The sequence below is a fragment of the Lysobacter sp. MMG2 genome (assembly GCF_016735495.2).
GTDB lineage: Bacteria > Pseudomonadota > Gammaproteobacteria > Xanthomonadales > Xanthomonadaceae > Lysobacter_J.
The window spans coordinates 152218-175500 of the sequence record NZ_JAERQY020000003.1; the positions used below are offsets into that span (position 1 = coordinate 152218).

25 protein-coding genes are annotated in these 23283 nt (G+C 69.1%); 14 read left to right on the forward strand and 11 right to left on the reverse strand.

Annotated features, from left to right (window positions below; genetic code table 11):
* Positions 1-228: 228 nt before the first annotated feature.
* The 10 genes from JI752_RS12650 (at position 229) to JI752_RS12695 (ending at position 10423) form a co-directional block, all read left to right on the forward strand.
* On the forward strand, positions 229-570 hold the full coding sequence (locus tag JI752_RS12650) for a hypothetical protein (protein WP_216964602.1): 342 nt from the start codon (positions 229-231) through the stop codon (positions 568-570).
* Complete coding sequence (locus JI752_RS12655) at positions 567-2231, forward strand: PA domain-containing protein (RefSeq protein ID WP_216964604.1); 1665 nt, start codon at positions 567-569, stop codon at positions 2229-2231. Before JI752_RS12650 ends, JI752_RS12655 begins: the two co-directional genes overlap by 4 nt.
* A 356-nt stretch (positions 2232-2587) precedes the next feature.
* Complete coding sequence (locus JI752_RS12660) at positions 2588-4060, forward strand: porin (protein WP_216964606.1); 1473 nt, start codon at positions 2588-2590, stop codon at positions 4058-4060.
* A gap of 27 nt (positions 4061-4087) precedes the next feature.
* Positions 4088-5098 (forward strand): sulfate ABC transporter substrate-binding protein, encoded by a 1011-nt coding sequence (locus JI752_RS12665; RefSeq protein ID WP_216964608.1) that lies wholly within the window; start codon positions 4088-4090, stop codon positions 5096-5098.
* A gap of 85 nt (positions 5099-5183) precedes the next feature.
* Positions 5184-6053 (forward strand): sulfate ABC transporter permease subunit CysT, encoded by an 870-nt coding sequence (gene cysT / locus JI752_RS12670; RefSeq protein WP_216964610.1) that lies wholly within the window; start codon positions 5184-5186, stop codon positions 6051-6053.
* Positions 6043-6903, forward strand: a complete 861-nt coding sequence (cysW, locus tag JI752_RS12675) for a sulfate ABC transporter permease subunit CysW (RefSeq protein ID WP_342316594.1) — start codon at positions 6043-6045, stop codon at positions 6901-6903. Before cysT ends, cysW begins: the two co-directional genes overlap by 11 nt.
* Before the next feature lie 145 nt (positions 6904-7048).
* Positions 7049-8092 carry a sulfate/molybdate ABC transporter ATP-binding protein gene (locus tag JI752_RS12680; protein WP_216965340.1) on the forward strand — a complete coding sequence of 348 codons (1044 nt, stop codon included), beginning with the start codon at positions 7049-7051 and terminating at the stop codon, positions 8090-8092.
* An 84-nt stretch (positions 8093-8176) separates the two neighbouring features.
* The gene (gene hemB / locus JI752_RS12685; RefSeq protein ID WP_216964615.1) at positions 8177-9169 is read left to right on the forward strand and encodes a porphobilinogen synthase; all 993 of its coding nucleotides are present in this window, start codon (positions 8177-8179) and stop codon (positions 9167-9169) included.
* A gap of 2 nt (positions 9170-9171) precedes the next feature.
* A complete protein-coding gene (locus tag JI752_RS12690; RefSeq protein WP_216964616.1) occupies positions 9172-9621 on the forward strand; it encodes a GNAT family N-acetyltransferase in 450 nt (149 codons plus the stop codon).
* Positions 9622-9676: 55 nt separating this feature from the next.
* Positions 9677-10423, forward strand: coding sequence for an SDR family oxidoreductase (locus tag JI752_RS12695; protein ID WP_216964618.1), 747 nt, complete (start codon positions 9677-9679; stop codon positions 10421-10423).
* A gap of 259 nt (positions 10424-10682) precedes the next feature.
* On the opposite strand, the gene JI752_RS12700 is transcribed toward JI752_RS12695, so the two are convergent.
* Positions 10683-11513, reverse strand: coding sequence for a TolB-like protein (locus tag JI752_RS12700; RefSeq protein ID WP_254200744.1), 831 nt, complete (start codon positions 11511-11513; stop codon positions 10683-10685).
* Here JI752_RS12700 and JI752_RS19335 point away from each other — a divergent pair.
* The 4 genes from JI752_RS19335 to JI752_RS12715 all read left to right on the forward strand — a co-directional run bounded on the left by JI752_RS19335 (position 11512) and on the right by JI752_RS12715 (position 13940).
* Complete coding sequence (locus JI752_RS19335; RefSeq protein WP_254200747.1) at positions 11512-11649, forward strand: hypothetical protein; 138 nt, start codon at positions 11512-11514, stop codon at positions 11647-11649. The genes JI752_RS12700 and JI752_RS19335 overlap by 2 nt on opposite strands.
* A gap of 58 nt (positions 11650-11707) precedes the next feature.
* Entirely contained in the window at positions 11708-12550 is an 843-nt protein-coding gene (gene aroE / locus JI752_RS12705; protein ID WP_216965342.1) for a shikimate dehydrogenase, read from the forward strand.
* A 20-nt stretch (positions 12551-12570) separates the two neighbouring features.
* Positions 12571-12846: a YkgJ family cysteine cluster protein gene (locus JI752_RS12710; RefSeq protein WP_216964621.1), complete on the forward strand. Its 276-nt coding sequence runs from the start codon at positions 12571-12573 to the stop codon at positions 12844-12846.
* A gap of 152 nt (positions 12847-12998) precedes the next feature.
* A complete protein-coding gene (locus tag JI752_RS12715) occupies positions 12999-13940 on the forward strand; it encodes an alpha/beta hydrolase (protein ID WP_254200749.1) in 942 nt (313 codons plus the stop codon).
* Positions 13941-14029: 89 nt separating this feature from the next.
* On the opposite strand, the gene JI752_RS12720 is transcribed toward JI752_RS12715, so the two are convergent.
* The 10 genes from JI752_RS12720 to JI752_RS12765 form a co-directional block, all read right to left on the reverse strand.
* Positions 14030-14341 (reverse strand): DUF5076 domain-containing protein, encoded by a 312-nt coding sequence (locus JI752_RS12720; RefSeq protein ID WP_216964623.1) that lies wholly within the window; start codon positions 14339-14341, stop codon positions 14030-14032.
* Positions 14342-14422: 81 nt separating this feature from the next.
* Positions 14423-15733 (reverse strand): DUF58 domain-containing protein, encoded by a 1311-nt coding sequence (locus JI752_RS12725; protein ID WP_216964625.1) that lies wholly within the window; start codon positions 15731-15733, stop codon positions 14423-14425.
* The gene (locus tag JI752_RS12730; protein WP_216964627.1) at positions 15733-16728 is read right to left on the reverse strand and encodes a MoxR family ATPase; all 996 of its coding nucleotides are present in this window, start codon (positions 16726-16728) and stop codon (positions 15733-15735) included. Before JI752_RS12730 ends, JI752_RS12725 begins: the two co-directional genes overlap by 1 nt.
* A gap of 16 nt (positions 16729-16744) precedes the next feature.
* On the reverse strand, positions 16745-17884 hold the full coding sequence (locus JI752_RS12735) for a DUF4350 domain-containing protein (RefSeq protein WP_216964629.1): 1140 nt from the start codon (positions 17882-17884) through the stop codon (positions 16745-16747).
* Positions 17881-19617 (reverse strand): DUF4129 domain-containing protein, encoded by a 1737-nt coding sequence (locus JI752_RS12740; protein WP_216964631.1) that lies wholly within the window; start codon positions 19615-19617, stop codon positions 17881-17883. The genes JI752_RS12735 and JI752_RS12740 overlap by 4 nt, the downstream gene beginning before the upstream one ends.
* Entirely contained in the window at positions 19614-20624 is a 1011-nt protein-coding gene (locus JI752_RS12745) for a stage II sporulation protein M (protein WP_216964633.1), read from the reverse strand. Before JI752_RS12745 ends, JI752_RS12740 begins: the two co-directional genes overlap by 4 nt.
* A 154-nt stretch (positions 20625-20778) precedes the next feature.
* On the reverse strand, positions 20779-21459 hold the full coding sequence (locus JI752_RS12750; protein WP_216964635.1) for an RDD family protein: 681 nt from the start codon (positions 21457-21459) through the stop codon (positions 20779-20781).
* The gene (locus JI752_RS12755; protein WP_216964637.1) at positions 21459-21965 is read right to left on the reverse strand and encodes an RDD family protein; all 507 of its coding nucleotides are present in this window, start codon (positions 21963-21965) and stop codon (positions 21459-21461) included. The genes JI752_RS12750 and JI752_RS12755 overlap by 1 nt, the downstream gene beginning before the upstream one ends.
* Positions 21966-22082: 117 nt before the next feature.
* Positions 22083-22601, reverse strand: coding sequence for an RDD family protein (locus JI752_RS12760; protein WP_216964639.1), 519 nt, complete (start codon positions 22599-22601; stop codon positions 22083-22085).
* A gap of 81 nt (positions 22602-22682) precedes the next feature.
* On the reverse strand, positions 22683-23222 hold the full coding sequence (locus JI752_RS12765) for a gamma carbonic anhydrase family protein (protein ID WP_216964641.1): 540 nt from the start codon (positions 23220-23222) through the stop codon (positions 22683-22685).
* Positions 23223-23283: the final 61 nt, after the last annotated feature.

Sequence of the window (23283 nt, forward strand, 5' to 3'; positions counted from 1 at the left end):
AGCAGGCGCATAGTCGGCACGGGTTGAAGGGGGAAGCCCACATTGCATCCCCAACAGTCGATTCTTCGCGATGGCCATCGCGAGGGCGGAATCGGCCGGGGAAACATCACCTTCAAGATCGGGACGTGACCCATGAAAAGGATCGGATCCGCGCTTTGGTTGTCAGGTGTAGCGCTTGGACTGTGCTTCAACGTCCATGCCGCTGATGCCCAGTCCACACCCCATCAAGTGACCGTCGCGGGCGTCAAGGTCGGCATCGATGCCGAGACCGGACAACTGCGCCCGCTTACCGCCAGCGAGAGCGCGCAGCTCGACCAGGCGCTGACTCAAGGCAAGCAGGCCAAGGTCGCGCCGGCGATGGCGAAGACGTTCGCCGCGCCGCAGGATGCGGCGGCCGCGCGTGCCACGGTACGTCGTTCCGCGCACGGCGGCGTGTCGGTGAAGGTGCCCGAATCGCAGATGACCTCGTTGACCGCGCAGCGTGATGCGTCCGGCCAGCTGGTGATCCAGCACTCCGGCGACGAGAGCAGCGATTCCCATGACACGCACAACGAGGAGCTGCTGAAATGAGAAAGCAACTTCTCGCCTGCGCGCTGGCCATGACCGGTGCATTCGCCTTCGCCAACGCCGACGCCGCGCAGCTGGTGCTGCTCAACGGCGATGCCGGAACGGGCCTGGGCCTGGACGATCCCACGCCGGCCACGCCGATCGGCCTCAACCCCGGCACGACGGTCGGCCAGCAGCGCCAGATCGTCTACCGCTTCGCGATGGACCTGTGGGGTTCGGTGCTCAAGAGCGACGTGCCGATCAAGGTCGGTGCGTCCTTCCAGCGCCTGAACTGCACCGCGACCGGCGCCACGCTCGGTTCGGCCGGTGCGAACTGGATCGACCGCGACTTCCCGAACGCGCCGCGTCCGGGCATCTGGTACCACTCCGCGCTCGCCGACTCGCTGGCCGGCGTCGACCTGGATCCGGTTCCCGATGATCCGGCCGACATCGTCTCGCGCTTCAACGGCGACCTCGGCAAGCCCGACTGCCTGGCCGGCACGACCTGGTACTACGGCCTGGACGGCAAGACGCCGGCCGGCGGCATCAACTTCCTCAACGTGGTGATGCACGAGATCGGCCACGGCCTGGGCTTCCAGGGCTTCCTGGACAAGTTCACCGGCAACTTCGGCGACTTCGACGGCACCGGCCCGCGTTCGGACATCTACACGCAGAACGCGTTCGACAACGTGCTCAACATCGGCTTCAACGATCCGGCCAGCACGCCGGCGCAGCGCGCCGAAGTGATGAAGACCTCCGGACGGTTGGTGTGGTCGGGCAATCGCGTGAAGAACGAAGCGGCGCTCGTGCTCGACAACCGCCAGTACTTCACCGTGACCGCGCCCGCGGGCATCGCCGGACGCTACCTGTACGGCACGGCGAGCTTCGGCCCGGTGGCATCGCCGGCGAACTTCACCGGCCAGGTCGTGCTCGGACAGGACGAGGCCAATGCGGCGGGCCCGACGACGGGTGACGCCTGCACGGCGCTGACCAACGCCGCGGCGGTGGCCGGCAAGTTCGTGCTGGTCGATCGCGGCACCTGCGGCTTCGTGATCAAGGCCGCGAACGTGCAGGCCGCGGGCGGCATCGGCATGGTGGTGGCGGACAACGTCGCCGGCTCGCCGCCGCCGGATCTGGGCGGTACCGATCCGAACATCACCATCCCGGCACTGCGCATCACCCAGGCCGACGGCGTCACCTTCAAGGCGAACCTGCCGGTGAGCGTGACGTTCCAGGTCGATCCGGTGCTGCTGCAGGGCGCCGACGACAAGGGCCGCACGCGTCTGTACGCACCGGCGGTGGTGGCCGGCGGTTCGACGTTCTCGCACTACGACACCGCGCTGTCGCCGAACGCGCTGATGGAGCCGTTCGACACGCCGACGGTGCAGGCGCAGTACAACGTCGACCTCAGCCCGGCGCTGTACCGCGACATGGGCTGGAAGGTGAACTCGGGCGAAGCGAAGATCGGCAAGTGCAACACCACGGTCGATCTGCTGGAGCCGGGTGGCTTCATCGTCGGCGCCAACGTGCAGGCCTGGAACAACCTGTGCAAGGTGACCAACAAGAACCCGGGCAAGTACGTGCAGTGCATGGTCGATCTGCAGCAGCGCCTGCGCGCCGCGAAGCTGATCCATCCGCTGCAGGGTGCGGTGATCATGTTGTGCACGGCGACGAACCTGAAGTAAGTCGCTCGCTTCATGCCCCACCGGAACCGGCGCCGAAAGGCGCCGGTTTTCTTTTGCAACTTTGGCCCCTCCCCCTGCGAGCAGGGAGAGGTTGGGAGGGGGTCGCGAGGGCGCGAAGCGCCGAGCCTTGGCACGGTGAACTCGCCGCTACGCGGCTCTTACCCCTCCCCAACCCTCCCCTGCGAGCAGGGGAGGGAGAACACCTCACGATTCCTTAGCACCCCGCCCCCGCTCATACCGCTTCGGCATGAGCGCATGACGCTCCCGCCCTTGTCCGGCGCGGCTTGGGCGGCGACAGTCGCGCCGTGCCGCCCGACACCGGCAGGCCCGCCCTCCCCTCCCAGGAATCCCACGCCATGCCCAGGTATCGAACGCGACGATCGCCCGTTCCCTCTCTTGCCGGCAGCGTGCTGGCCTGCGGAATCGTGGCCGCGCTGGCACTGCCCGCGTCTGCCTTCGCGCAGCAATCCCAACCGACGGTGGAAGAACTCGCCCGTCGCCTGCAAGCCATCGAACAACGCCTGGGCACCGCGCCCGCGGCCGGCGACACCACCGACGCCAACGGCCTGGCCGATCTCGACCAACGCCTGCGCGTAATCGAACGCAAGCTCGACCTGCAGGCCGAGGAAGCCGAGGCCAAGGCCGCCAGCACGCCGGTCGTGAGCCTGAGCGCGGCCAAGGGCCTGTCGGTGAAATCGCCGCCGCCGGGCGATGTCGAACTGAAGTTCCGCGGCCTCGCGCAGGCCGACGGCCGCTTCTACATCGACGACGACGCGCTCCCGCAGAACGACACCTTCCTGTGGCGCCGCGCGCAATTGACGATCGAGGGCAGCTGGGGCCCGCTGCTGGCCTTCCGCATCACGCCCGAACTGGCCGGCGACAGCGTCACCCTGCTCGATGCCTGGGCCGACCTGCGCTTCAGCCCCGCGGCGACGCTGCGCATCGGCAAGACCAAGAGCCCGGTGGGCCTGGAGCGCCTGCAGGCCAGCGGCGCGACCGAGCTGATCGAACTGGGCTTCCCGAGCGAACTCGCGCCCGGCCGCGACCTTGGCGTGCAGTTGCAGGGCGAAGTGGCCGGCAGCACGGTCAACTACGTCGTCGGCGTCTACAACGGCACCGTCGACGGCCGCGACGCCGTGACGACCAACCCCGACAACCATTTCGAAGTCGCCGCGCGCGTCTTCGTCGAACCGTGGAAGAACGACGCCAGCGCGCTGTCCGGCCTGGGCTTCGGCATCGCCGGCAGCAGCGGCGACAAGGAAGGCAGCGGCAACAATTTCCTGCCGCGCTATCGCACGCCGGGCCAGGTGCAGTTCTTCAACTACCGCAGCGCGGTGGTCGCCGACGGCGAGCAGACGCGCTGGTCGCCGCAGGCGTACTACTACCGCAACGCGTTCGGCGCACTCGCCGAATACATCAGCTCCGAGCAGGAAGTCCGGCTTCCCGCCACCGGCGCGCGCGCGAAGGTCGAGAACACCGCGTGGCAACTCGTGGCCGGTTACGTCCTCACCGGCGAGGACACCGGATACCGCGGCGTCGCGCGGCCTAACCATCCTTTTACGGTCGGCAGTGCAGGCTGGGGTGCATGGGAACTGGTGGCGAGGTACGGTGAACTGGAGATCGACGAGGACGCATTCCCCGTGTTCGCCGATCCCAACGCCGTGGCGCGACGCGCCAAGGCGTGGGGATTGGGCGTGAACTGGTACCTCACCGGAAACTTCAAGCTAGTCGCCAACTACACGCAGACCGACTTCGATGGAGGCGCCGCCGCGGGCGCCGACCGTGAAGACGAAAAGACGTTCTTCACGCGTGCGCAGTTCTCCTTCTGACCTTTCGGCCTTACGGGAAACGACACCATGAAAACCTTTCTCCGCAATGCGGTGCTCGGCCTGTCGGTGGCGCTCGCCAGCGGCGCGGCCTTCGCGAAGGACGTGCAGCTGCTCAACGTCAGTTACGACCCCACGCGCGAGTTCTACGCCGAGGTGAACCAGACCTTCGCCGCGCAATGGAAGCAGCAGAGCGGCGACACGCTCAACATCCGCGCCTCGCACGGCGGCTCGGGCAAGCAGGCGCGCGCGGTGATCGACGGGCTGGAAGCGGACGTGGTCACGCTCGCGCTGGCCGCCGACATCGACGCCATCGCCACCAACGGCAAGCTGCTGCCCCCCGACTGGCAGAAGCGCCTGCCGCACAACAGTTCGCCGTACACCTCGACGATCGTGTTCCTGGTGCGCAAGGGCAATCCGAAGCAGATCCGCGACTGGGGGGACCTGGTCAAGCCGGGCATCGGCATCATCACGCCGAATCCGAAGACGTCCGGCGGTGCGCGCTGGAACTACCTCGCCGCGTGGGCGTGGGCCTCGCAGGAATACCGCGACGGCAACAAGGTCACCGATTACCTGACGCGACTGTTCAAGAACGTGCCCGTGCTCGACACCGGCGCGCGCGGCGCGACGACGACGTTCGTCGAACGCGGCATCGGCGATGCGCTGCTGGCGTGGGAGAACGAAGCGCTGCTCACGCTCAAGGATGCCGATACGCGCGACAAGTTCGAGATCGTCGTGCCGAGCCTAAGCATCAAGGCCGAACCGCCGGTGGCGTGGGTCGACAAGAACGTCGACAAGCACGGCACGCGCAAGGTGGCCGAGGCGTACCTGCGTTTCCTCTACACGCCCGAAGGCCAACGCCTGGCCGCCAAGCACGGCTATCGCCCGTCCGAACCGGACAAGGTGCCGGCGGAGGAACTGGCGCGGTTCCCGCAGGTGAAGCAGGTGACGATCGACTCGGCGTTCGGCGGCTGGAAGAAGGCGCAGGCGGAGCATTTCGCCGATGGCGGGTTCTTCGACAAGATTTATCGGCCGCGGTGATGTGTGCGTGCCACGTGGTTTTGCTCCTCCCCCTGCGTGCAGTGGGAGGGAGCCGTAGCGTCCGTGTCGTAGCGACGGAGTTCTGATGTCCACCCTCGCCCTGCCACTCCCCCTCACCCGCCGCGGCCGCCGTCCGCTGCCCGGCTTCGGCCTCAGTCTCGGCCTGGGCCTGGCGTGGCTCAGCGTCGTCGTGCTGTTGCCGTTGGCGGCGCTGGCGATTCGCGCCGCCGGGCTGGGCCTGGACGGCTGGCTGCGCGCGATCCAGGACGAACGCGTGCAGGCATCCCTGAAGCTGAGTTTCACCGCTTCGCTCGTTGCCGCGCTGATCGCGTCGGTGGCCGGTGCGCTGGTGGCGTGGGTGGTGGTGCGGTATCGCTTCCCGGGTCGGCGCCTGCTCGATGCGCTCGTCGACCTTCCCTTCGCGCTGCCCACCGCCGTGGCGGGCATCGCGCTGACCGCGATCTATTCCGCCAACGGTTGGGTCGGACGCTACACCGAGCCGCTGGGATTGAAGATCGCCTACACGCCGATCGGCATCACCATCGCGCTGATCTTCATCGGCCTGCCGTTCGCGGTGCGCACGGTGCAACCCGTGCTGGAGGCGCTGGGTCGCGAGCAGGAAGAGGCCGCTGCCTCGCTGGGCGCATCGCGCCTGACCACGCTGCGACGCGTGGTGCTGCCGGAACTGCTGCCGGCGCTGCTGACGGGCTTCTCGCTGGCGTTCGCGCGTGCGCTGGGCGAGTACGGTTCGGTGATCTTCATCGCCGGCAACCTGCCCTACAAGACCGAGATCGCGCCGCTGCTCATCACCATCCGTCTGGAGGAATACGACTACGCCGGCGCCATCGCGATCGCCGCGCTGCTGCTGGCGGCGTCGTTCGTGTGCCTGCTGGCGATCAACGCGATTCCGTCGTTGTTCGCGCATGAGCGCAAGGGGGCCAAGCGTGGCGCGTGACGTGAAGCATCGCGACGACTTGCAGGAGCCGGCATGGCTGCGCTGGGCGTTGATCGCGCTGGCGGTGCTGGTGATGCTCTCGCTGGTGGTGCTGCCGCTGCTGATGGTGCTGGGCGCGGCGTTCGCCAAAGGCTTCGGTACGTGGATCGATTCGCTCACGCAGCCCGACGCGCTGTCCGCGCTGAAACTCACCCTGTTCACCGTCGCGATAGTCGTACCGGTCAACGCCGTGTTCGGTCTATTCACCGCGTGGGCGGTGACGCGCTTCGAGTTCCGCGGCAAGCAGTTGCTGCTGTCGCTGATCGACCTGCCCTTCGCGGTATCGCCGGTGGTGGCGGGTTTGTGCCTGGTGCTGCTGTTCGGTTCCAGCGGCTGGTTCGCGTCGGTGCTGGAGCACTACGACGTCAAGATCCTGTTCGCGCGCCCGGGCATCGTGCTGGCGACGCTGTTCATCACCTTCCCCTTCGTCGTGCGCGAGTTGATCCCGCTGATGCAGCAGCAGGGCGCGGACGAGGAACTGGCCGCGCGTTCGCTCGGCGCCGGCGGCTGGACGATGTTCCGCCGCGTGACGCTGCCCAACATCAAGTGGGGCCTGCTGTACGGCGTGCTGCTGTGCTCGGCGCGCGCGATGGGCGAGTTCGGTGCGGTGTCGGTGGTGTCGGGCCACATTCGCGGGCTCACCAACACGCTGCCGCTGCACATCGAGATTCTCTACAACGAGTTCGACAGCACGGGCGCGTTCGCCGCGGCATCGCTGTTGGCCGGGCTCGCGCTGATCACCCTCATCCTCAAGTTCTGGCTGGAGTCCCGCCATGGCGACGCCCTTGCGAAGTCCCACCGTCGACATTGACGCCGCCGATGCGGTTGGCGCACCCACCACCGGCCGGCGCTCCGGCCACGCGGCGCATGTGACGGCCGCGCATTCGACCGCGCCGGCCGGGTCTGTCACGCTGCCGACCACGCCCGCTCCCGCCCGGCCTTCGACCCGTTCCGGCATGGACCTGCACCTGCGCCAGCTCAGCAAGCGCTACACCGGCGTGGCCGCGCTGGATGGCGTGGACCTGCACGTCGAGGCCGGCGAGCTGGTGGCGTTGCTCGGCCCGTCGGGCTCGGGCAAGACCACACTGCTGCGCGTGATCGCAGGCCTGCTGCATCCGGATTCCGGGCAGGTGCTGTTCGGCAAGGACGATGCGACGCGGTTGAGCCTGCGCGAACGCAACGTCGGTTTCGTGTTCCAGCATTACGCGCTGTTCAAGCACATGACGGTGGCAGAGAACATCGCCTTCGGCCTGCGCAGCCGTCCGCGCCGCAAGCGCCCCGACAAGGCGACCATCGCGCGCCGCGTGGAGGAGTTGCTTGGGCTGATCCAGCTTCCGGGCTTCGGCAATCGCTATCCCGAACAGCTCTCCGGCGGGCAGAAGCAGCGCGTCGCGCTCGCGCGCGCACTCGCCATCGACCCGACCGTGTTGCTCCTGGACGAACCCTTCGGCGCACTCGATGCGAAGGTGCGCGTGGAACTGCGCCGCTGGCTGCGCCAGCTGCACGAGCGCACGGGCCAGACGACGCTGTTCGTCACGCACGACCAGGAAGAAGCGCTGGAGCTGGCCGACCGCATCGTCGTGCTGCGCGAAGGCCGCATCGAACAGGTCGGCACGCCGGACGAGATCTACAGCGCGCCCGCGTCGGCCTACGTGTTCGATTTCATCGGCCGCGCGAACGTGCTGGAAGGCGAAGTGCGCGGCGGGCGTTTTCATCTGCCCGGGCATGCGCACACCTTCGCCGCGGACGATGTCGCCGACGGCCCCGCGCGGCTGTACGCGCGTGCGCACGACTTCGCACCGGGCGACGGGAACGACGGCATCGGCGCGCGCGTGGTCGCGGCGCACCGGCTGGCCGACCGCATCACGCTGGAGCTGAACGTCGAAGGCCAGGCGCGGCCGGTGGAGCTGGACTTCTCCGCGACGCCCGGGCTGACCACGCCGGCGCCGGGGAGCGAAGTGCGGTTGGTGCCTTTGCGGTATCGGGTGTATTCGACTTAGCAGCCATGCCCTCCCTCTGCACGCGGGAGGGAGGTTGGGAGGGGGTGCGAGGCGCGCCAGCGGGCGGGCGTACAATGCCCCGCCATGAGCACCTACCCCCATGCACGCCCGCGGCGGATGCGCCGCGATGAGTTCTCGCGCCGCCTGATGCGCGAGTCGGTCCTCACCGCCAACGACCTGATCTATCCGGTCTTCGTGCACGAACGCGACGGCCGCGAAGCCGTCGCCTCCATGCCCGGTGTCGAACGCCTGTCCATCGACGAACTGCTGCGCGTGGCCGAACAGGCCTGCGAGCTGCGCGTTCCCGCCATCACGCTGTTCGGCGTGCCGGACATCGCGCGCAAGACGCACGACGGCGTGATCGCGTGGGACGACGACGGCATCGTCCAGCGCGCGGTGCGTGCGCTCAAGCAGCGCTTCCCGGAGCTGGGCGTGATCACCGATGTCGCGCTCGATCCCTACACCACGCACGGCCAGGACGGCCTGCTCGACGAGAGCGGCTACATCCTCAACGACGACACCGTGCAGGCGCTCGTGCGCCAGGCGCTGTCGCACGCGCACGCCGGCGCCGACGTGGTCGCGCCCAGCGACATGATGGACGGCCGCATCGGCGCGGTGCGCGCCGCGCTGGAAGAGGCCGGTTTCGTCAACACGCGCATCCTCGCCTACAGCGCGAAGTACGCCAGCGCGTACTACGGCCCGTTCCGCAGCGCGGTCGGTTCGGCCGCGGCGTTGGGCAAGGGCAACAAGTACACCTACCAGATGGACCCGGCCAATTCGGACGAAGCGCTGCACGAAGTCGCGCTCGACCTGGACGAAGGCGCCGACATGGTGATGGTGAAGCCGGGCATGCCGTACCTGGACATCGTGCGTCGCGTAAAGGACGAGTTCCGCGTGCCCACCTACGTCTACCAGGTGAGCGGCGAGTACGCGATGCTCAAGGCCGCCGCGCAGAACGGCTGGCTGGACGAGCGCGCCACCGCGATGGAAGCGCTGCTCGCGTTCAAGCGCGCCGGTGCCGACGGCGTACTCACCTACTACGCGCTCGACGCGGCGCGCTGGCTGCGCGAAGGCTGAGCGTGGGCGACGCGTCGACGAACGCCACCCTGCGGCGCGCCCGCGCCGACGATGCCGCCGAACTGGCGCGGCTGTCGGCGCAGCTGGGCTATCCGCAGCAGGCGGATGCGTTCGCGCGACGCCTGCGGCAGGTGCTGATTTCCGCCGATCATCCCGTCGTCGTCGCCACCGACGACGGCACGCGGCTGCTCGGCTTCATCGCGATCGAGCGCCGCTTGATGCTGGAAACCGGCGAGCGCGTGGAGATCGTCGGCTTGGTGGTCGACGACGCCGCGCGACGGCGCGGCATCGGCCAGGCGCTGGTGCGGGCGGCGGAAGACTGGGCGCGCGCGCAAGGCCTGGACGAGGTGATGGTGCGTTCGAATGTCCTGCGCGCCGATTCGCATCCGTTCTACGAAGGCGCCGGGTTCGAGCGCACCAAGACGCAGCACGCCTATCTGAAGCGGTTGTAGCGCGCCGCGCCACGGCACGGCACGGCACGCGAAACAGGACAACGTGGAGGTCCGCATGCAGAAGATCGTGATCGTCACCGGCGGCAGTCGCGGCATCGGCGCGGCCACCGCGAAACTCGCGGCGAAGTCGGGTTATCGCGTCTGCGTCGCCTATCGCAGTCGCGAGACCTCGGCGGCCGATGTCGTCGCAGCGATCGAACGCGACGGCGGCGAGGCCATCGCGGTGGCGGCCGACGTCGGTCGCGAAGCCGACGTGCTTCGACTGTTCGACGAGGTCGACCGCCGCTTCGGCGAAGCGACCGCGCTGGTGAACAACGCCGGCATCCTGGAACGGCAGATGCGCGTGGAAGAGATGGACGCCGAACGCCTCACGCGCGTGTTCAACGCGAACGTGGTCGGCAGCTTCCTGTGCGCGCGCGAGGCGGTGCGGCGCATGTCGACGCGGCACGGCGGCCACGGCGGGGCCATCGTCAACGTCTCTTCCGTCGCGGCGCGCCTGGGTTCGCCGAACGAATACATCGACTACGCCGCGTCGAAGGCGGCGATCGACACGCTTACCGTCGGACTGGCGAAGGAAGTCGCTGCCGAAGGCATCCGCGTCAACGCGGTGCGGCCGGGCTCGATCTACACCGACATCCACGCCAGCGGCGGCGAACCCGGACGCGTGGACCGGGTGAAGGCGCGCATCCCGATGCAGCGCGGCGGCGAGGCGGAGGAGATCGCGCGGGCGATCGTGTGGCTGCTGTCGGACGAGGCGTCGTACATGACAGGAAGCCTGGTGGATGTGGCGGGCGGGTTGTAGGTGCCTCGGATCGCATCGCCCTGAACGATTGCGCCAGCCCCTCCATCCCGTCATCCCGGCGAAGGCCGGGACCCAGGCCGACACGCCCTCCGACGTCTTTCCCGTCATTCCAGCGAAAGCTGGAATCCATTTTGATCTGCGTAGCGTCCGGCATGCAGGTGCGGAGAGTGACGGCGAGCGCGTGCCTCGACACTCCGCCGCCCCTCGCCCCAACCCCTCTCCCGGTGGGAGAGGGGCTCAAAAGCGGATCAGCGGCGGACTAAATACAGCCCGCCTTCCCCTCCGCCACCGGCGCCTTCATCCGGTACAGGTCCATCTTCCCTGCGCGCGGCGCCTTGGCCGTGCCGCTGACGATCAGCTCGCCCGGCTTGTTCCAGTCCACCACCGGCCCGAGCGTGGTTCCCTCGGCCGTGTTGAACGACAGGGCCAATGGCCCCGCGTCGTCGTAGCGCGCGCCGTCGCAATGGGCGAGGAATAGCCGGACCGGCTTCGTCGCCGGATCCTGCGAACGGGCGTACACCAGCGTGCGCCCGTCGCCGAGCCAGGCGGCGTCGAACTCGTCAGCCTTCGTGTTCACCCCCGGCACCGGCTTCGGATCGACGAACGCCTTCCCGTCCCAGCGCGCGACGAACAGGTCGTGCCCGCCCGCGCCACCCTGGCCGTCGCTGGCGAACAGCAGGCGCGTGCCGTCGCGGCTGGGCGTGGGCGCCCATTCGTCGCCGCGCGTGTTCACGCCGCGGCCGAGGTTCTCGACGGGGCCGAAGCTGCCGTCGGGCTTGATCGCGGCGCGGTACAGGTCGTCCCCGCCGATACCGCCGGGGCGGTTGGAGAAGAAGTACAGCCAGCGGCCATCGCCGCTGAACAGCGGGTCGAAGTCATTGGCGGGCGAGTTGATCGCCAGCGGACGGGCGTCCTGCCAGCGGCCGTCCTTCAGTCTTGCCTGCCACAGATCCCAACCGCCCGCGCCGCCTTCACGATCGGTGCTGCCCCAGACGATATGCTGGCCATCCGGGCTGACGCTGCCGCGGATTTCGCTGGCCTTGGTCGATACCACGTTCATGCCTTCGATGCCGAACTCGGACAGGGTCATGCCCGATGAAGGCGACGACGCCGGGCCGGACACCGCGACACCGCCCACGATGAGCGCCGCCAGTACACTCGAAAGCCTGCAATGCCTGCACGCCAAGGCCGGGCTGCGTTGCATCGTGCGTCTCCTGTCTTTGTGAACCCCAGTCTATTCGAGGCCCGCCCGTGTCCAACTTCGCCTCCGTCGCAAATCCGGCCGTGGTCAAACGGTTCGCCGTCATCGGCCACCCGGTCGCGCACTCGCTGTCGCCGCGCATCCACGCCTCCTTCGGCCGGCAGACCGGCGTGGCGCTGCAGTACACCGCGATGGACGCGCCGCCGGAGCTGTTCGACGCGATCGTCGCGGAGTTCGCTGCGGAAGGCGGTGTGGGCGCGAACATCACGCTGCCGCACAAGAACCGCGCGGTCTCGATCTGCACGACGCTGACCGAGCGCGCACGCCGCGCCGGCGCGGTGAACACGCTGGTGCGCACCGCCACCGGCTGGGAAGGCGACAACACCGACGGCGCTGGCCTGGTGCGCGACCTCACCGAACGCCAGGGCCTGGACCTGCGCTCGCGTCGCACGCTGTTGATTGGCGCCGGCGGTGCCGCGCGCGGTGTGGCGCCGGCGCTGCTCGATGCCGGCATCGGCGATCTGTACATCGTCAACCGCACGCCCGAACGCGCCGATGCGCTGGCCGACGCACTCGCCATGCCGGGCCGCGTGCATCCGCGCTATCTGCGCGACATCGACACGCTCGGCACCTTCGACCTGATCGTGAACGCCACCTCCGCCGCACGCGCCGACGGCCTGCCCTCGCTGCCGATGGCGCTGGCGAATCCGCGCACCGCCGCCGTGGACCTGAGCTACGGCGAGGTCGCCATCCCCTTCCTCGCCTGGGCGCGCGCGGCCGGTTCGCACGACTGCATCGACGGGCTGGGCATGCTGGTGGAACAGGCCGCCGAAAGCTTCCTGCGCTGGCACGGCACGCGCCCGGAAACGGACGAGGTGTACGAAGAGCTGCGCGAGCATCGCGCCGAACTCGTCACCGCCGACTGACCGGCCACGACATCGAACCCATGGACTGCCGCGCCCATTGCGGCGCGTGCTGCATCGCGCCGTCGATCACCTCGCCCATTCCCGGCATGCCGCACGGCAAGCCGGCGGGTGTTGCGTGCGTGCAGCTGGATGAGGACCTGCGCTGCCGGTTGTTCGGAAAGCCCGAGCGGCCGGCGTTCTGCGCGTCGTTGCGACCCGGTCGCGAGATGTGCGGCGATTCACGCGAGGACGCCAACCTGTTCCTGCTCGAACTGGAACGGCTGACGCACCCGCATGCGGTGCCGGTTCCACCTTGATCACGTGCATTGCGGATGTGCGGTCGCGCGATCGCGACACCGCACTTCGCGCGTGACCGGCGGCAATGCTCCGCCCCGTTTGAAGTAGGCACGCTTTCGGTCATCAACAGGGCCGCACGAAATGCCCACTCGCCGCCCAACTGGAGACTGACATGTCCCGCTCGCGTTCCGTGGCACGAATCCTGTTCGTTGCGATGCTGCTCGCCGCGCTTCCCGTGCTGCACGCCGCTGCCGAAGTGCGACCCTTCCCTGCCGACTTCCGCGAAAGCCAGATGACGGTGAGCGGTGGCACGCAGTATGTCCGCATCGGCGGAAAAGGCCCTGCGGTGGTGTTGCTTCATGGCTTCGGCGACACGGGCGACATGTGGGAGCCGCTGGCGGCCAGGCTCGTCAAGGACCACCTCGTCATCGTGCCTGACCTTCGCGGCATGGGGCTGTCGTCGCATCCGGAAGACGGCTACGAGAAGGCGGCCCAGGCGCGCGACCTCGTCGGCATCCTCGACAAGCTCAAGGTCGGCAAGGTGCAGTTGGTGACGCACGACATCGGCAACATGGTCGGTTACGCGCTCGCCACGCACTATCCGGACCGCGTCACGGCCTGGGTGGTGATGGACGCGCCGCTGCCCGGCATGGGAACGTGGCAGGCGCAACTGGTGAATCCGAAGGTGTGGCACTTCAACTTCCGTGGCCCCGACGTGGAACGCCTGGTGGCCGGACGCGAGCGCATCCTGCTGGACCGCTTCTACAACGACCTCGGCGGCGACCCCAGCCGCATCGACGAACCCACGCGCCAGCACTACGCCGAACTCTATGCGCGGCCGAACGCGATCCACAACGCATTCGGCGGGCAGTTCGAGGCGTTCTCGCGTGATGCGGAAGAGAACAAGGCCACCTTCGCCAAGTCGGGCAAGCTCACCATCCCGGTGCTCGCAATCGGCGGCGAGCAGTCGTATGGCAGCTCGATGAAATCCGAGATCGATTACGTCGCATCAAACGTCGAAGGCGCCGTCATCCGGAACTCGGGGCACTGGATCATGGAGGAGCAACCGCAGCAGGCGGTCGACCTGATCCTGCCGTTCCTTGCCAGCCACTGAGGATTGCGCCGGCACGAAGACGCATGTGATGTCCGATTACGGCTGCCGCGCGCCCAGCGTTCGCGCTCCGCCGACAGCGAACGTTTGCATCACGAATGCCCCGGATGAAAACCGCCCTCGACCTCGGACGTGGGCTGCTTGAACTCGCCCCAGAGCGATTCGAGGATCTGATGCGCGCTCTCTGCCGGGTCCAGGCCGCTTCTCTCCTCAAGTGCATTCGCTACGTGGCGGATCACGTCTGCCAGCAGGATGCCCCAGGCTGCCGTCTCGTTTCTCCCCTGCGCCTCCCACAAGCCGACATTGAGGCTGCAGTGCAATCCCTTCTCGGCGATCCAGCCGCTGATCATCTGGATCGAATTTCCGTCGCGCTGTGCAGCGGGCGGAATGACGAGCGGCTTCATGCGGGTCGGTCCTTGTAATGTCGGAGCTCAATGTCTGACGGTGTCCGCGAAGGATTGAAAGCAGCCCGCGAGATCGCCGCGCTACAGCAACCCGTCGCGCTTGACCGCCAGGTAACGTTCCACCAGCGACGCAGCGAGCTGATCGCATGCCACGTCCAGCACCATCACGCCGTGATTGCGCAGCGCCTCGTGCGCGGCGTTGCGCTGCGCGAGGTAGTGCGCGGTGGCGCCGGCACGCACGGCGCCGGGGAGGTCCTGCATGGGTTCGGCCAGCGCCGCGTCGAGCGAGCCTTCGCGCAGGCTCGCCACGCACACCAGGTGGCGCTTGCGCAGCATCGTCACCGCGGCGAGCAGGTCGTCCATGTCTTCATCGCGCAGGTTCGTCACCAGCATCACCAGCGAACGCCGACGTTGATGCACCGACAGGCTCGTAGCGGCCGCGAGGAAATCCGTCGCCACCGGTTGCGGTTGCAGCGCGTAGGTCGCGCGCAGCAGTTCGTCGATGGCGCCCACGCCCCGTCGGGGCGGCACCCACGCGCCCGCGCCGCCGCTGGCCAGCAGGCCGACCGCGTCGCCCTGACGCAGCGCGAGGTACGCCACCACCAGCGCCGCATCCAGCACGTGATCGAAATGCGCCAGCGCGCCGTCGCGCGCCATCAGGCGGCGGCCGGTGTCGAGCAGCAGCACCAGTTGCTGGTTCTTCTCGTCCTGGTATTCGCGCGAGATCAGGCGGCGTGCGCGCGCGGTGGCCTTCCAGTCGATCTGGCGCAGGCTGTCGCCGATGCGGTATTCGCGCATCTGATGAAAGTCCGTGCCCTCGCCGCGCCGGCGGCGCAGGTGCGCACCGACCAGTCGCGACGCCTGGTCCGCACTGAACATCGCAAACTTCGCCAGCGGGGCGAAGTTGGGGAACACGCGCACGCCCTGCGCCTCGCCGGCCACGCGCAGCTGCCACCACAGGCGCAGCGGCGAATGCAGCCGCAACTGCACGCCGTCGAAGCGGAAGTCGCCGCGCTCGTTCGCGCACAGGTGGTAATCGAATGCGGCTTCCTCGCCGCGCCGCAATGCCAGCCGACGCGGCAGTCCCTGCATGCGCCAGCCGCCGGGGTGCAGGTCGAACACGTCGACGCGCTGTCGGCGCGCGCTTTCCAGGCTCAGCGTGACGGGGCGCTCGATGCCGATCGGCCAGGTGTCGGCGAGGCGGCGCTCGACGCGCGGCGTCGGCGCCCACCACAGCAGCGCGGCGTCGAGCAGCAACAGCATCAGCAGCGCCGCACCCGCCGCGTACCACGACGGCTCCGCCGCGACGCCGAACGCCACCGCCAGCCCGTGCAGCGACCACAGCACGAGCAGGACGATCGCGACGGGCGCGGGACGCGGCACGCTGCGCATCACTTGCGCGGCGCCTCCACCTTGGCCAGCAGCGCATGCAGCACGTCGTCGGGCTCCTGCCCTTCGATCTGCAGTTCCGGCGCCAGCGCGATGCGGTGACGCAGCGCGGGCTTGGCGATCTCGCGCACGTCGTCCGGCGTGACGAAATCGCGGCCCGACAGCACGGCCTGCGCGCGCGCCGCGCGCACCAGCGCCAGGCTGCCGCGCGGGCCGGCGCCGAGCGCGATGCCCGCCCAGTCGCGCGTGGCGGCCACGATGCGCACGGCGTAGTCGATCACCGCATCGTCCACCGCCGTCATCGCGGTGCCGGCCTGCATGGCGACGATGTCCTGCGGGCCGAGCACGCGCGCCACCTGCGACAGGTCGAAGTCCGATGCGGCGCGACCCTGGCTCACCGCCGCCACCATGCGCTTCTCGTCGTTGCGCGACGGATAGCCGATGAGCACCTTCAGCAGGAAACGGTCGAGCTGCGCCTCGGGCAGCGGATACGTGCCTTCCTGCTCCACCGGGTTCTGCGTGGCGAGCGTGAGGAACGGCGGCGTGAGCTGGAAGCTGTGGCCTTCGATGGTCACCTGCATTTCCTGCATCGCTTCCAGCAGCGCGGACTGCGTCTTGGCCGGCGCGCGGTTGATCTCGTCGGCCAGCAGCAGGTTGGTGAACACCGGGCCGCGGCGGATGTTGAACGTCTCCGTCTTCGGGTTCCACACCGCGTGGCCGCTGATGTCGCTGGGCATGAGGTCGGGCGTGAACTGCACGCGCGCGAAGCCGCAGTCGATCGCCCGCGACAGCGCGCGCACCAGCAGCGTCTTGCCCAGTCCGGGCACGCCTTCGATCAGCACGTGGCCGCCGGCGAGCAGCGCGATGAGGATCTGGTCGAGCACGGCTTCCTGGCCGATGAAGGCCTTGCCGACTTCATCGCGCACGGCGGCGGCGCGGCCGGCCAGCGCTTCGCCGGTGATCGGAACGATGGGAGCGGGTGCGGTGTCGGCGTTCATGTCGGTGGTTTCCGGTTCAAAGTGAATTGCGCATGCGCATCAGCAGCGCGACGCGGTGGCGGAAGGCGGTGTGGTCGCGCGCGATGGGGGTGGCCAGCGCGTCGCGGATGTCGGAAGGCGGCAGGCTGAAACGTTCGGCGAGCATCGCGGCCTGCGCCTCGCCTTCCAGCGCGGCGGCCTGCGGGTCGCGCCGGCGCAGTCGCGCGAGGAAAGCCTGCCGCGCGGCGTCGTGCAGCAGATGGGCGTAGCCGTAGCGGTAGACATGCTCGCCGCTGGCGGTGATGTGTTCGAGCAGCGATCGCCGCTCCACCGCCGCCGCCGGCAGCATCGGGCCGAAGCGCTGCATGCGGCGCCACAGCCACGCCAGCAGCGCCAACAGCAGCGGCGCCCACACCATCCAGTTGTCGAGCAGCAGCGCCATCCAGAACGAGGGCATCTGCGCGGCGTAGATCAGGTGGATCGTGCCGGCGCCGTAGTTGGGCGCCAGCAGTTGCCGCGCCAGCGCGATGTGCGGACCGTCCTTCAGCGAATCGTTGTCGAGGAAGACGAAATCGCCGACGACGTCGATCGCGCCTTGTCCATGCGGCAGGCGCACGAAGACGTAACCGCGCTCCTCGTCGCCCCAGCGCAGCTGCGTGGGCGGGGCGTCTTCGCCCACGTCGAAGCGGCGGCCGCGGCAGAACTCGATGTGGCCGTCCTCGCCGCGAACGTCCAGACCGGCGCATTCGGGGCCTTCGTTGCGCACCGCGATGCCCATGTCGTCCAGCAGCGCGATCGGCGCCTCGACATCCAGCGGGCCCGGCGGCGGCGTGCGCACCAGCAGGTGGCCGCCGCCCTCGACCCAGGCGAGCAGCGCCTTCGTGTCGGCCTTGGTCAGCGTGCGCGGATCGTTGTAGAGCAGCACCGTGTCGCGCGCGGCCAGCGTCACGCGATCGCGCTGCAGGCGCGGACGCGCCTGCGCCTTCACGCCGTCGGCGCGCAGGGCGAGCTTGAGGACGTAGAGCGGATTGCGCTGCGCCTCGCCGGTGCGCGGCAGGTCGACCCATTCCTCGGTGCGTTCGTAGGTCGCCTTCCACCAGGCGAATCCGCCGGCGAGCAGCGCCGCGGCGGCGATCAGGCCCAGCGCGATGAGTCCGTGGCGTGAGGTGAGTTTCATGCCGGCACGCTCCCGTCGGAGCGCACATGACCGCTCCAGCCGAAGCGCGCGGCAAGATCGCTCAGCAGCGTCTCGAAATCGGTGGCGTCCGGGAACGCGTGCGCATAGGCCGCGTACTGCCACGTCCGAACCGCGCGTGCGAAGGCGTCGCGATCCTCGCCCAGCGGCAGGCGACGTGAGGCGCGCAGCACTTCGGCCTCGGTCGCGCCGGGCACCAGGATGGCCTGGGTGCGCGCGACCATCGTCTCCACGCTGGCGCGGTAGAGCATCGCCAACGCTTCGCGCTCGCGACCTTCGCGCCACAGGCGGCGGATCGCGGTGGGAATGTCGTCGGGCAATGGCGCCTGCATGGCGTCGGCGTCGCTGCGGCGGATTTCGTCGGCCTCGCGGCCTTCGCGCGCGAGGCCGCCGCGGAACCACTTCAACCAGCGCGGCGACGTCCACAGCAGGACGCCCGCGAGTGCGGCGACCAGGATCCACAGGCCATACGAGCCGATGGTCGCCAGCACTTCGCCCACGCCCGCCAGCGGTGGTGGCTGGCGTCGCGGTTCGTCGGGCTTCTTCTTCACCTCGCGCTTCTTCCAGGTCACGACCTTGCGTTTGGGCGTGACCGTGGGATCGGCGTAGGCCTGCTTCACCGCGCGGCGCAGGCGCCCGTCGTCGGCGAGCGCATGCCCCGCGCCTGCGGTGCCCGTCGTGCCGCCACCCGGCGTGCCAGTGCCGGGTGACACCTCGACCGCAGGCGGTGCGGGCTGCGGCGTCTTCTGTGCATCGACGCCATCGCGCAGGCCCTGGTCGTCGGCGATCGTGCCGAAAACCTGTTCGAGCGTGACGCGGGCGATGTCTTCCTCGCCCTCGCTCTCTTCGGCGTCGTCTTCAGCGGATTGCGCCGCGGTGTCGTCGGCGTCCTGCGCGCGCACCGTCGTCGGCATCAGCGCCACGCCGAACGCGAACACGAGCAGCAACGGCGCCGCGCCGCGCAGCAGGCGGTCGCGAAGGCGGCGCAGGGCGAGTTCGATGTCCCACGCTTCCACTTCGGTGCGGCGGTTGAGGTACAGGCCAAAGCCGGCGCCGACGTAGAACGGTTCGATCAGGCTGGTTGCGATCCAGCCCAACGCATTGGACAGTAACAGAAACCACGGCGGGGCCTCGCGCAGCACGGCCCAGGCGCGGGTCAGCGCTTCCTTCACGTATTCGTCGGGCACGAACACCATCGCCAGCGACGCCGTGCCCAGGTACACCGCCACTTCGAAATGCAGGCACACCAGCGTGAGCAGGATGCCCACGCCGTTCACGGGCGCGCCGAGCGCGCGGCGGCGGTCGCGTGCCTCGCTGCCGTGCGCGCCTTCGAGCAGGTCCACGGGCAGGTTCAACGAACGCAGCGGGCTCAACCGCCGCCAGGTCAGGTAACCCAGCATCGACGACACGCCCCAGCGCCGCTGCGCCACCAGCGTCTGGCGGGGCGTTGGCACGTCGCCGAACACCGCGCGGGAGAGCACGAACAGCGGGATGCGGTCGAACGCCGGCTTGAGCCACCACATCGCCAGGCCGGCCAGCCACAGCACGTCGAGCGCCCACGCCGCCGCGTTGAGCACGGCGAACAGCGGCAGCGTCAGCAGCAGCCACGGCGTCCAGATCGCTTTCGCATGCCGACGCACGAGCGCGCTGCCGAGCTCCACGGCTTCCCACGCGGAGCGCGGGCGCAGCGCGACGGTCAGCGCTTCGATCTTCATGCGATGTCGTCCGCAGCGGGCAGGTTGCGGCCGCCGAGCAGCAGCCACGCCGCGGTGAGTGTCCACAGCACGCCGCCGACGCTGTACTTGATCCACGCCGGAATCCACGCGATCGACGACCAGAACGCTTCGACGAACGCCGCGAACACCAGCATCGCCAGCACGCCCACGCACAGCAGCGCGCCGCGACGTCCGCCTTCGATCAGCGAATCCACGCGCCGTCGCTGGCCGGGCGCGATCAGCGAAAGCCCCAGCCGCAACCCGGCGCCGCCGGCTATGACGATGGCGGTGAGTTCAGGCGCCGAATGCGCCGCGACGAATCGCCAGAACGGATCGCCATGCCCCACCGCCTGCAGGTGGCCTGCGACGCCGCCGATGATCACACCGTTGACCAGCACGACGACGATCGAGCCGATGCCCGCGAGCAGGCCGCTGGCGAAGGTGCGGAAGCCGATGCTGACGTTGTTCCAGATGTAATGGCCGAACATCGCCACGTCGGTGCCGCTGTCGCGCCCGAGCTTGCGCGCCGGATCGGCCGGGTCGTACATCCGCTCGAACTCCATCAGCTGCACGGGATCGAACAGCGAGGACGACAGCTCCGGCTGGTGCTGGATCGCCGCGAACACGATCACCAGCGGCGCCCAGAACAGGAGGAAGGAGGCGATCATGCAGCCGCGTTCGGCGCGCACCAGGCGCGGGAATCCCGCGATCAGGAACTCCACCGCGCGCCGCCAGCGCGGCGCCGGCGTTCGATAGAGCAGGCCGTGGCCGCGCTGCATCAGCGCCTGCAGGCGGTCGGTCACCAGCGGGCTGTAGCCGCGGCGGCGCGCGAGGGCGAGCTGCTGGCACAGCCGGCGATAGCGCGCGGGCAGTTCGGCGTCCGACAGGCCCTGCCAGCTGCGCCGCTCCATGCGTGCCTTGCGCGCGCTTTCGCCGCGCGCGTCGAGCCAGTGCTCGAAGGCGATCCATTCGGCCTGGTGACGCTGGACGAAGTGCTCTTGCTTCATCGGAATGGCCGGGATTCGGGATTCGAGATTCGGGATTCGATGACGCGACCCGACTGGTTGACGGATTCACGCCGCGCGGATGCTGCGGCACGCGCCACGCGTCGCGCCGCGCTTTTGCGAATCCCGAATCCCCAATCCCGAATCCCGGCCATCCTCATCGCCGCCCCAGCAACCAGTTCGCCATCCCGTACAGGCGCGTCACCGAGAGCGTGCCGCGCGCGCCGGTGAGCGGCTCGGCCAGGTCCGCCAGTTCCGCCTGCCGCGCTTCGCTCAGGCCCGGACCGCGCTCGGCGAAAGCCACCAGTGCGATCTGCTCGTGCGGACGCAGCGCGATCGACGGTGCCAGCGGAGGGTCCGCGCGCGCCGCACGCGCGTCGCGCGGGCGTGCGTCGTGGACCACGAGCGTGCCGGCCACCATGTCGCCCAGCCGACGGCCCCAGGGATCGAGCAGGCTTGCGACCAGGCCGGTCGCGTACGCCAGCGGGAGCATGTCGACCACGCGCAGCAGGTTGCGCGTGAACGCGGCCAGCCAGCCCACGGGCGCACCGTTGGCCGCGATCACGCGCAGGCCGAGCGAACGCTTGCCCGGCGTGCGGCCGTCCCACATCGCCTCGAACACCACCGGGTAGAACCAGAACACGAGGAACATCACCACGGCGTACACGCCCATGCCCACGCGTCCGAACACGCCCAGCACCGTGCCCATCGCGATCATCACGCCGGCACGGATCAGGAAGTCGATCAGCCACGCCAGCGCGCGCGGCACGGGGCCCGCCGCCGGCAGATGGAGGGCGACGCCCTCCGGGGTGACGACTTCCCGATACGTGTCGAGCATCAGACGTTCACGACGATCGTGTCGGCGATGTGGTCATGCAGGCAGCGGCGTTCCTCGCCGAAGATCCACAGGATGTTCGCCAGCGAGAACAGCCCGCCCACGAACGGAATGGCGCCGATCACGGCCGGCACTACGATGCGCAGCCCCAGGATCCGGCCGACGCCGATGGGTTCGCCGCTGCTGCGCACGATGCGGATGCCCTGCTGGCGCTTGCCCCAGGTCTGGCCGTGGCGCGACAGCAGCGTGAGCTGGAAGACCAGCAGTGCCAGCAGCGCGAGGAATCCGATGACGATGAGGACGATGCCCACAACCCGCTTGTCGCCCTCGGCCAGCGTGACGCCGATGAACAGGGGAACCCAGGCGACCATCGCCAACAGGCCGTCTATCAGCGACGCGATTAGGCGCGTGGAACGCTCGGCCTTGCGCGCAGGCGACGACACGAGGGCCGCATCCACGGACAGGTCCGCGGTCGGGGCCGAATAGGGGTTGTGGTCCATTTCGCTCATTTCCCTGTTCCTGACGGTGTGGAGCCATCGACTCTGCATGGCGCGCCGTCGCCGGTGAATCGGACGATTCGCAAATTCCCGCCACTTCGTCGGCGGCCCGCGGGCCGCCGCGTCCGATCAGACGTTCACCACCATCGTGTCGGCGAAATGGTCGTGCAGGCAGCGACGCTCCTCGCCGAAGATCCACAGGATGTTGGCCAGCGAGAACGCCGCGCCGAGATACGGGATGCCGCTGATCAGGCCCGGCACGAAATAGCGCAGGCCGAGCAGGCGCAGCAGCCCGGCGCGTTCGCCGTCGGTGCGCACGATGCGGATGCCGATGACGCGCTTGCCGATGGTCTGGCCTTCGCGGGCCAGCAGGAACAGCGTGTAGACCATCAGCGCCAGCATCGCGATCACCGACAGTCCGATGAGCGAGCCGCCCAGTTCGCCGATGCCGCGTTCGGGCTTGAAGCGCAGGATGCCGATGAAGGCCGGCGCGAGCAGGACCAGGTTGATGCCCAGGTCGATCAGATAAGCCAGCAGGCGCGGCAGGCGCCCTGCTTTCACCAGGCCGTCGTCGTAGTGTTCGATCGGCGCGGTCGGCACCTGCGCGGCGGGCGCCGCGTAGGGATTGCGGTACTCGAAACCTTCCATGTGCTTCCCCGTTCCTGGGACGCCGCTCCGGGCGTCCTGTGGTGCGGTGACCGCGGCCCCCTGCCGCGCCCTGCCGCCCCGTTACCCGGCCATGCCGAGGTAGCGGTCCTTCAATCGTACATAGTGCGCGGCGCTGTAGTGCAACTGTTCGATCTCGCGATCGTCGAGGCGACGCACCAGGCGCGCCGGGTTGCCCACCCACAGCTCGGCCTCGCCGACCTGCTTGCCCGGCGCGACCACGGCACCGGCGCCGACGAAGCCGTGCTTGTGCACGCGCGCGCCGTCGAGGATGCGCGCACCCATGCCGATCAGGCAGAAGTCGTCGAGCGTGCAGGCGTGCAGGATCACGCCGTGGCCGATGGTGACGTCGTTGCCGACCACGGTCGGCAGGCCGCCCGGGCGGGTGAACGGGCCCTCATGGGTGACGTGGACGATGGTGCCGTCCTGCACGTTGCTGCGTGCGCCGATGTGGATCGAGTTGACGTCGCCGCGGATCACGCAGCCGGGCCAGACGGACACGTCGTCGCCCAGGGTCACATCGCCGATCACCACCGCCGACGGATCGATGTAGACGCGCTCGCCCTGGACGGGAAAGGTGTCGAGGTAAGGTCGCGTGGTCATGCTCCGGAGTTTAGCGCGCGAGGCACCTCACCCGGCTTCCGCGCGGCCGCGACGCCCCCCG

Bases quoted from the DNA above. Each gene is read 5' to 3' on its own strand.
- JI752_RS12745 (WP_216964633.1), bottom strand. From the start codon at position 20,624: ATGAAGCAAGAGCACTTCGTCCAGCGTCACCAGGCCGAATGGATCGCC.
- JI752_RS12720 (WP_216964623.1), bottom strand. From the start codon at position 14,341: ATGAAGCCGCTCGTCATTCCGCCCGCTGCACAGCGCGACGGAAATTCG.
- JI752_RS12760 (WP_216964639.1), bottom strand. From the start codon at position 22,601: ATGGAAGGTTTCGAGTACCGCAATCCCTACGCGGCGCCCGCCGCGCAG.
- JI752_RS12740 (WP_216964631.1), bottom strand. From the start codon at position 19,617: ATGAAGATCGAAGCGCTGACCGTCGCGCTGCGCCCGCGCTCCGCGTGG.
- cysT (WP_216964610.1), top strand. From the start codon at position 5,184: ATGTCCACCCTCGCCCTGCCACTCCCCCTCACCCGCCGCGGCCGCCGT.
- JI752_RS12680 (WP_216965340.1), top strand. From the start codon at position 7,049: ATGGACCTGCACCTGCGCCAGCTCAGCAAGCGCTACACCGGCGTGGCC.
- hemB (WP_216964615.1), top strand. From the start codon at position 8,177: ATGAGCACCTACCCCCATGCACGCCCGCGGCGGATGCGCCGCGATGAG.
- JI752_RS12765 (WP_216964641.1), bottom strand. From the start codon at position 23,222: ATGACCACGCGACCTTACCTCGACACCTTTCCCGTCCAGGGCGAGCGC.
- JI752_RS12750 (WP_216964635.1), bottom strand. From the start codon at position 21,459: ATGCTCGACACGTATCGGGAAGTCGTCACCCCGGAGGGCGTCGCCCTC.
- JI752_RS12755 (WP_216964637.1), bottom strand. From the start codon at position 21,965: ATGAGCGAAATGGACCACAACCCCTATTCGGCCCCGACCGCGGACCTG.
- JI752_RS12700 (WP_254200744.1), bottom strand. From the start codon at position 11,513: ATGACCCTGTCCGAGTTCGGCATCGAAGGCATGAACGTGGTATCGACC.
- JI752_RS19335 (WP_254200747.1), top strand. From the start codon at position 11,512: ATGCCCGATGAAGGCGACGACGCCGGGCCGGACACCGCGACACCGCCC.
- JI752_RS12710 (WP_216964621.1), top strand. From the start codon at position 12,571: ATGGACTGCCGCGCCCATTGCGGCGCGTGCTGCATCGCGCCGTCGATC.
- JI752_RS12660 (WP_216964606.1), top strand. From the start codon at position 2,588: ATGCCCAGGTATCGAACGCGACGATCGCCCGTTCCCTCTCTTGCCGGC.
- JI752_RS12735 (WP_216964629.1), bottom strand. From the start codon at position 17,884: ATGAAACTCACCTCACGCCACGGACTCATCGCGCTGGGCCTGATCGCC.
- JI752_RS12725 (WP_216964625.1), bottom strand. From the start codon at position 15,733: ATGCGCAGCGTGCCGCGTCCCGCGCCCGTCGCGATCGTCCTGCTCGTG.
- JI752_RS12715 (WP_254200749.1), top strand. From the start codon at position 12,999: ATGTCCCGCTCGCGTTCCGTGGCACGAATCCTGTTCGTTGCGATGCTG.
- JI752_RS12665 (WP_216964608.1), top strand. From the start codon at position 4,088: ATGAAAACCTTTCTCCGCAATGCGGTGCTCGGCCTGTCGGTGGCGCTC.
- JI752_RS12655 (WP_216964604.1), top strand. From the start codon at position 567: ATGAGAAAGCAACTTCTCGCCTGCGCGCTGGCCATGACCGGTGCATTC.
- JI752_RS12695 (WP_216964618.1), top strand. From the start codon at position 9,677: ATGCAGAAGATCGTGATCGTCACCGGCGGCAGTCGCGGCATCGGCGCG.
- JI752_RS12730 (WP_216964627.1), bottom strand. From the start codon at position 16,728: ATGAACGCCGACACCGCACCCGCTCCCATCGTTCCGATCACCGGCGAA.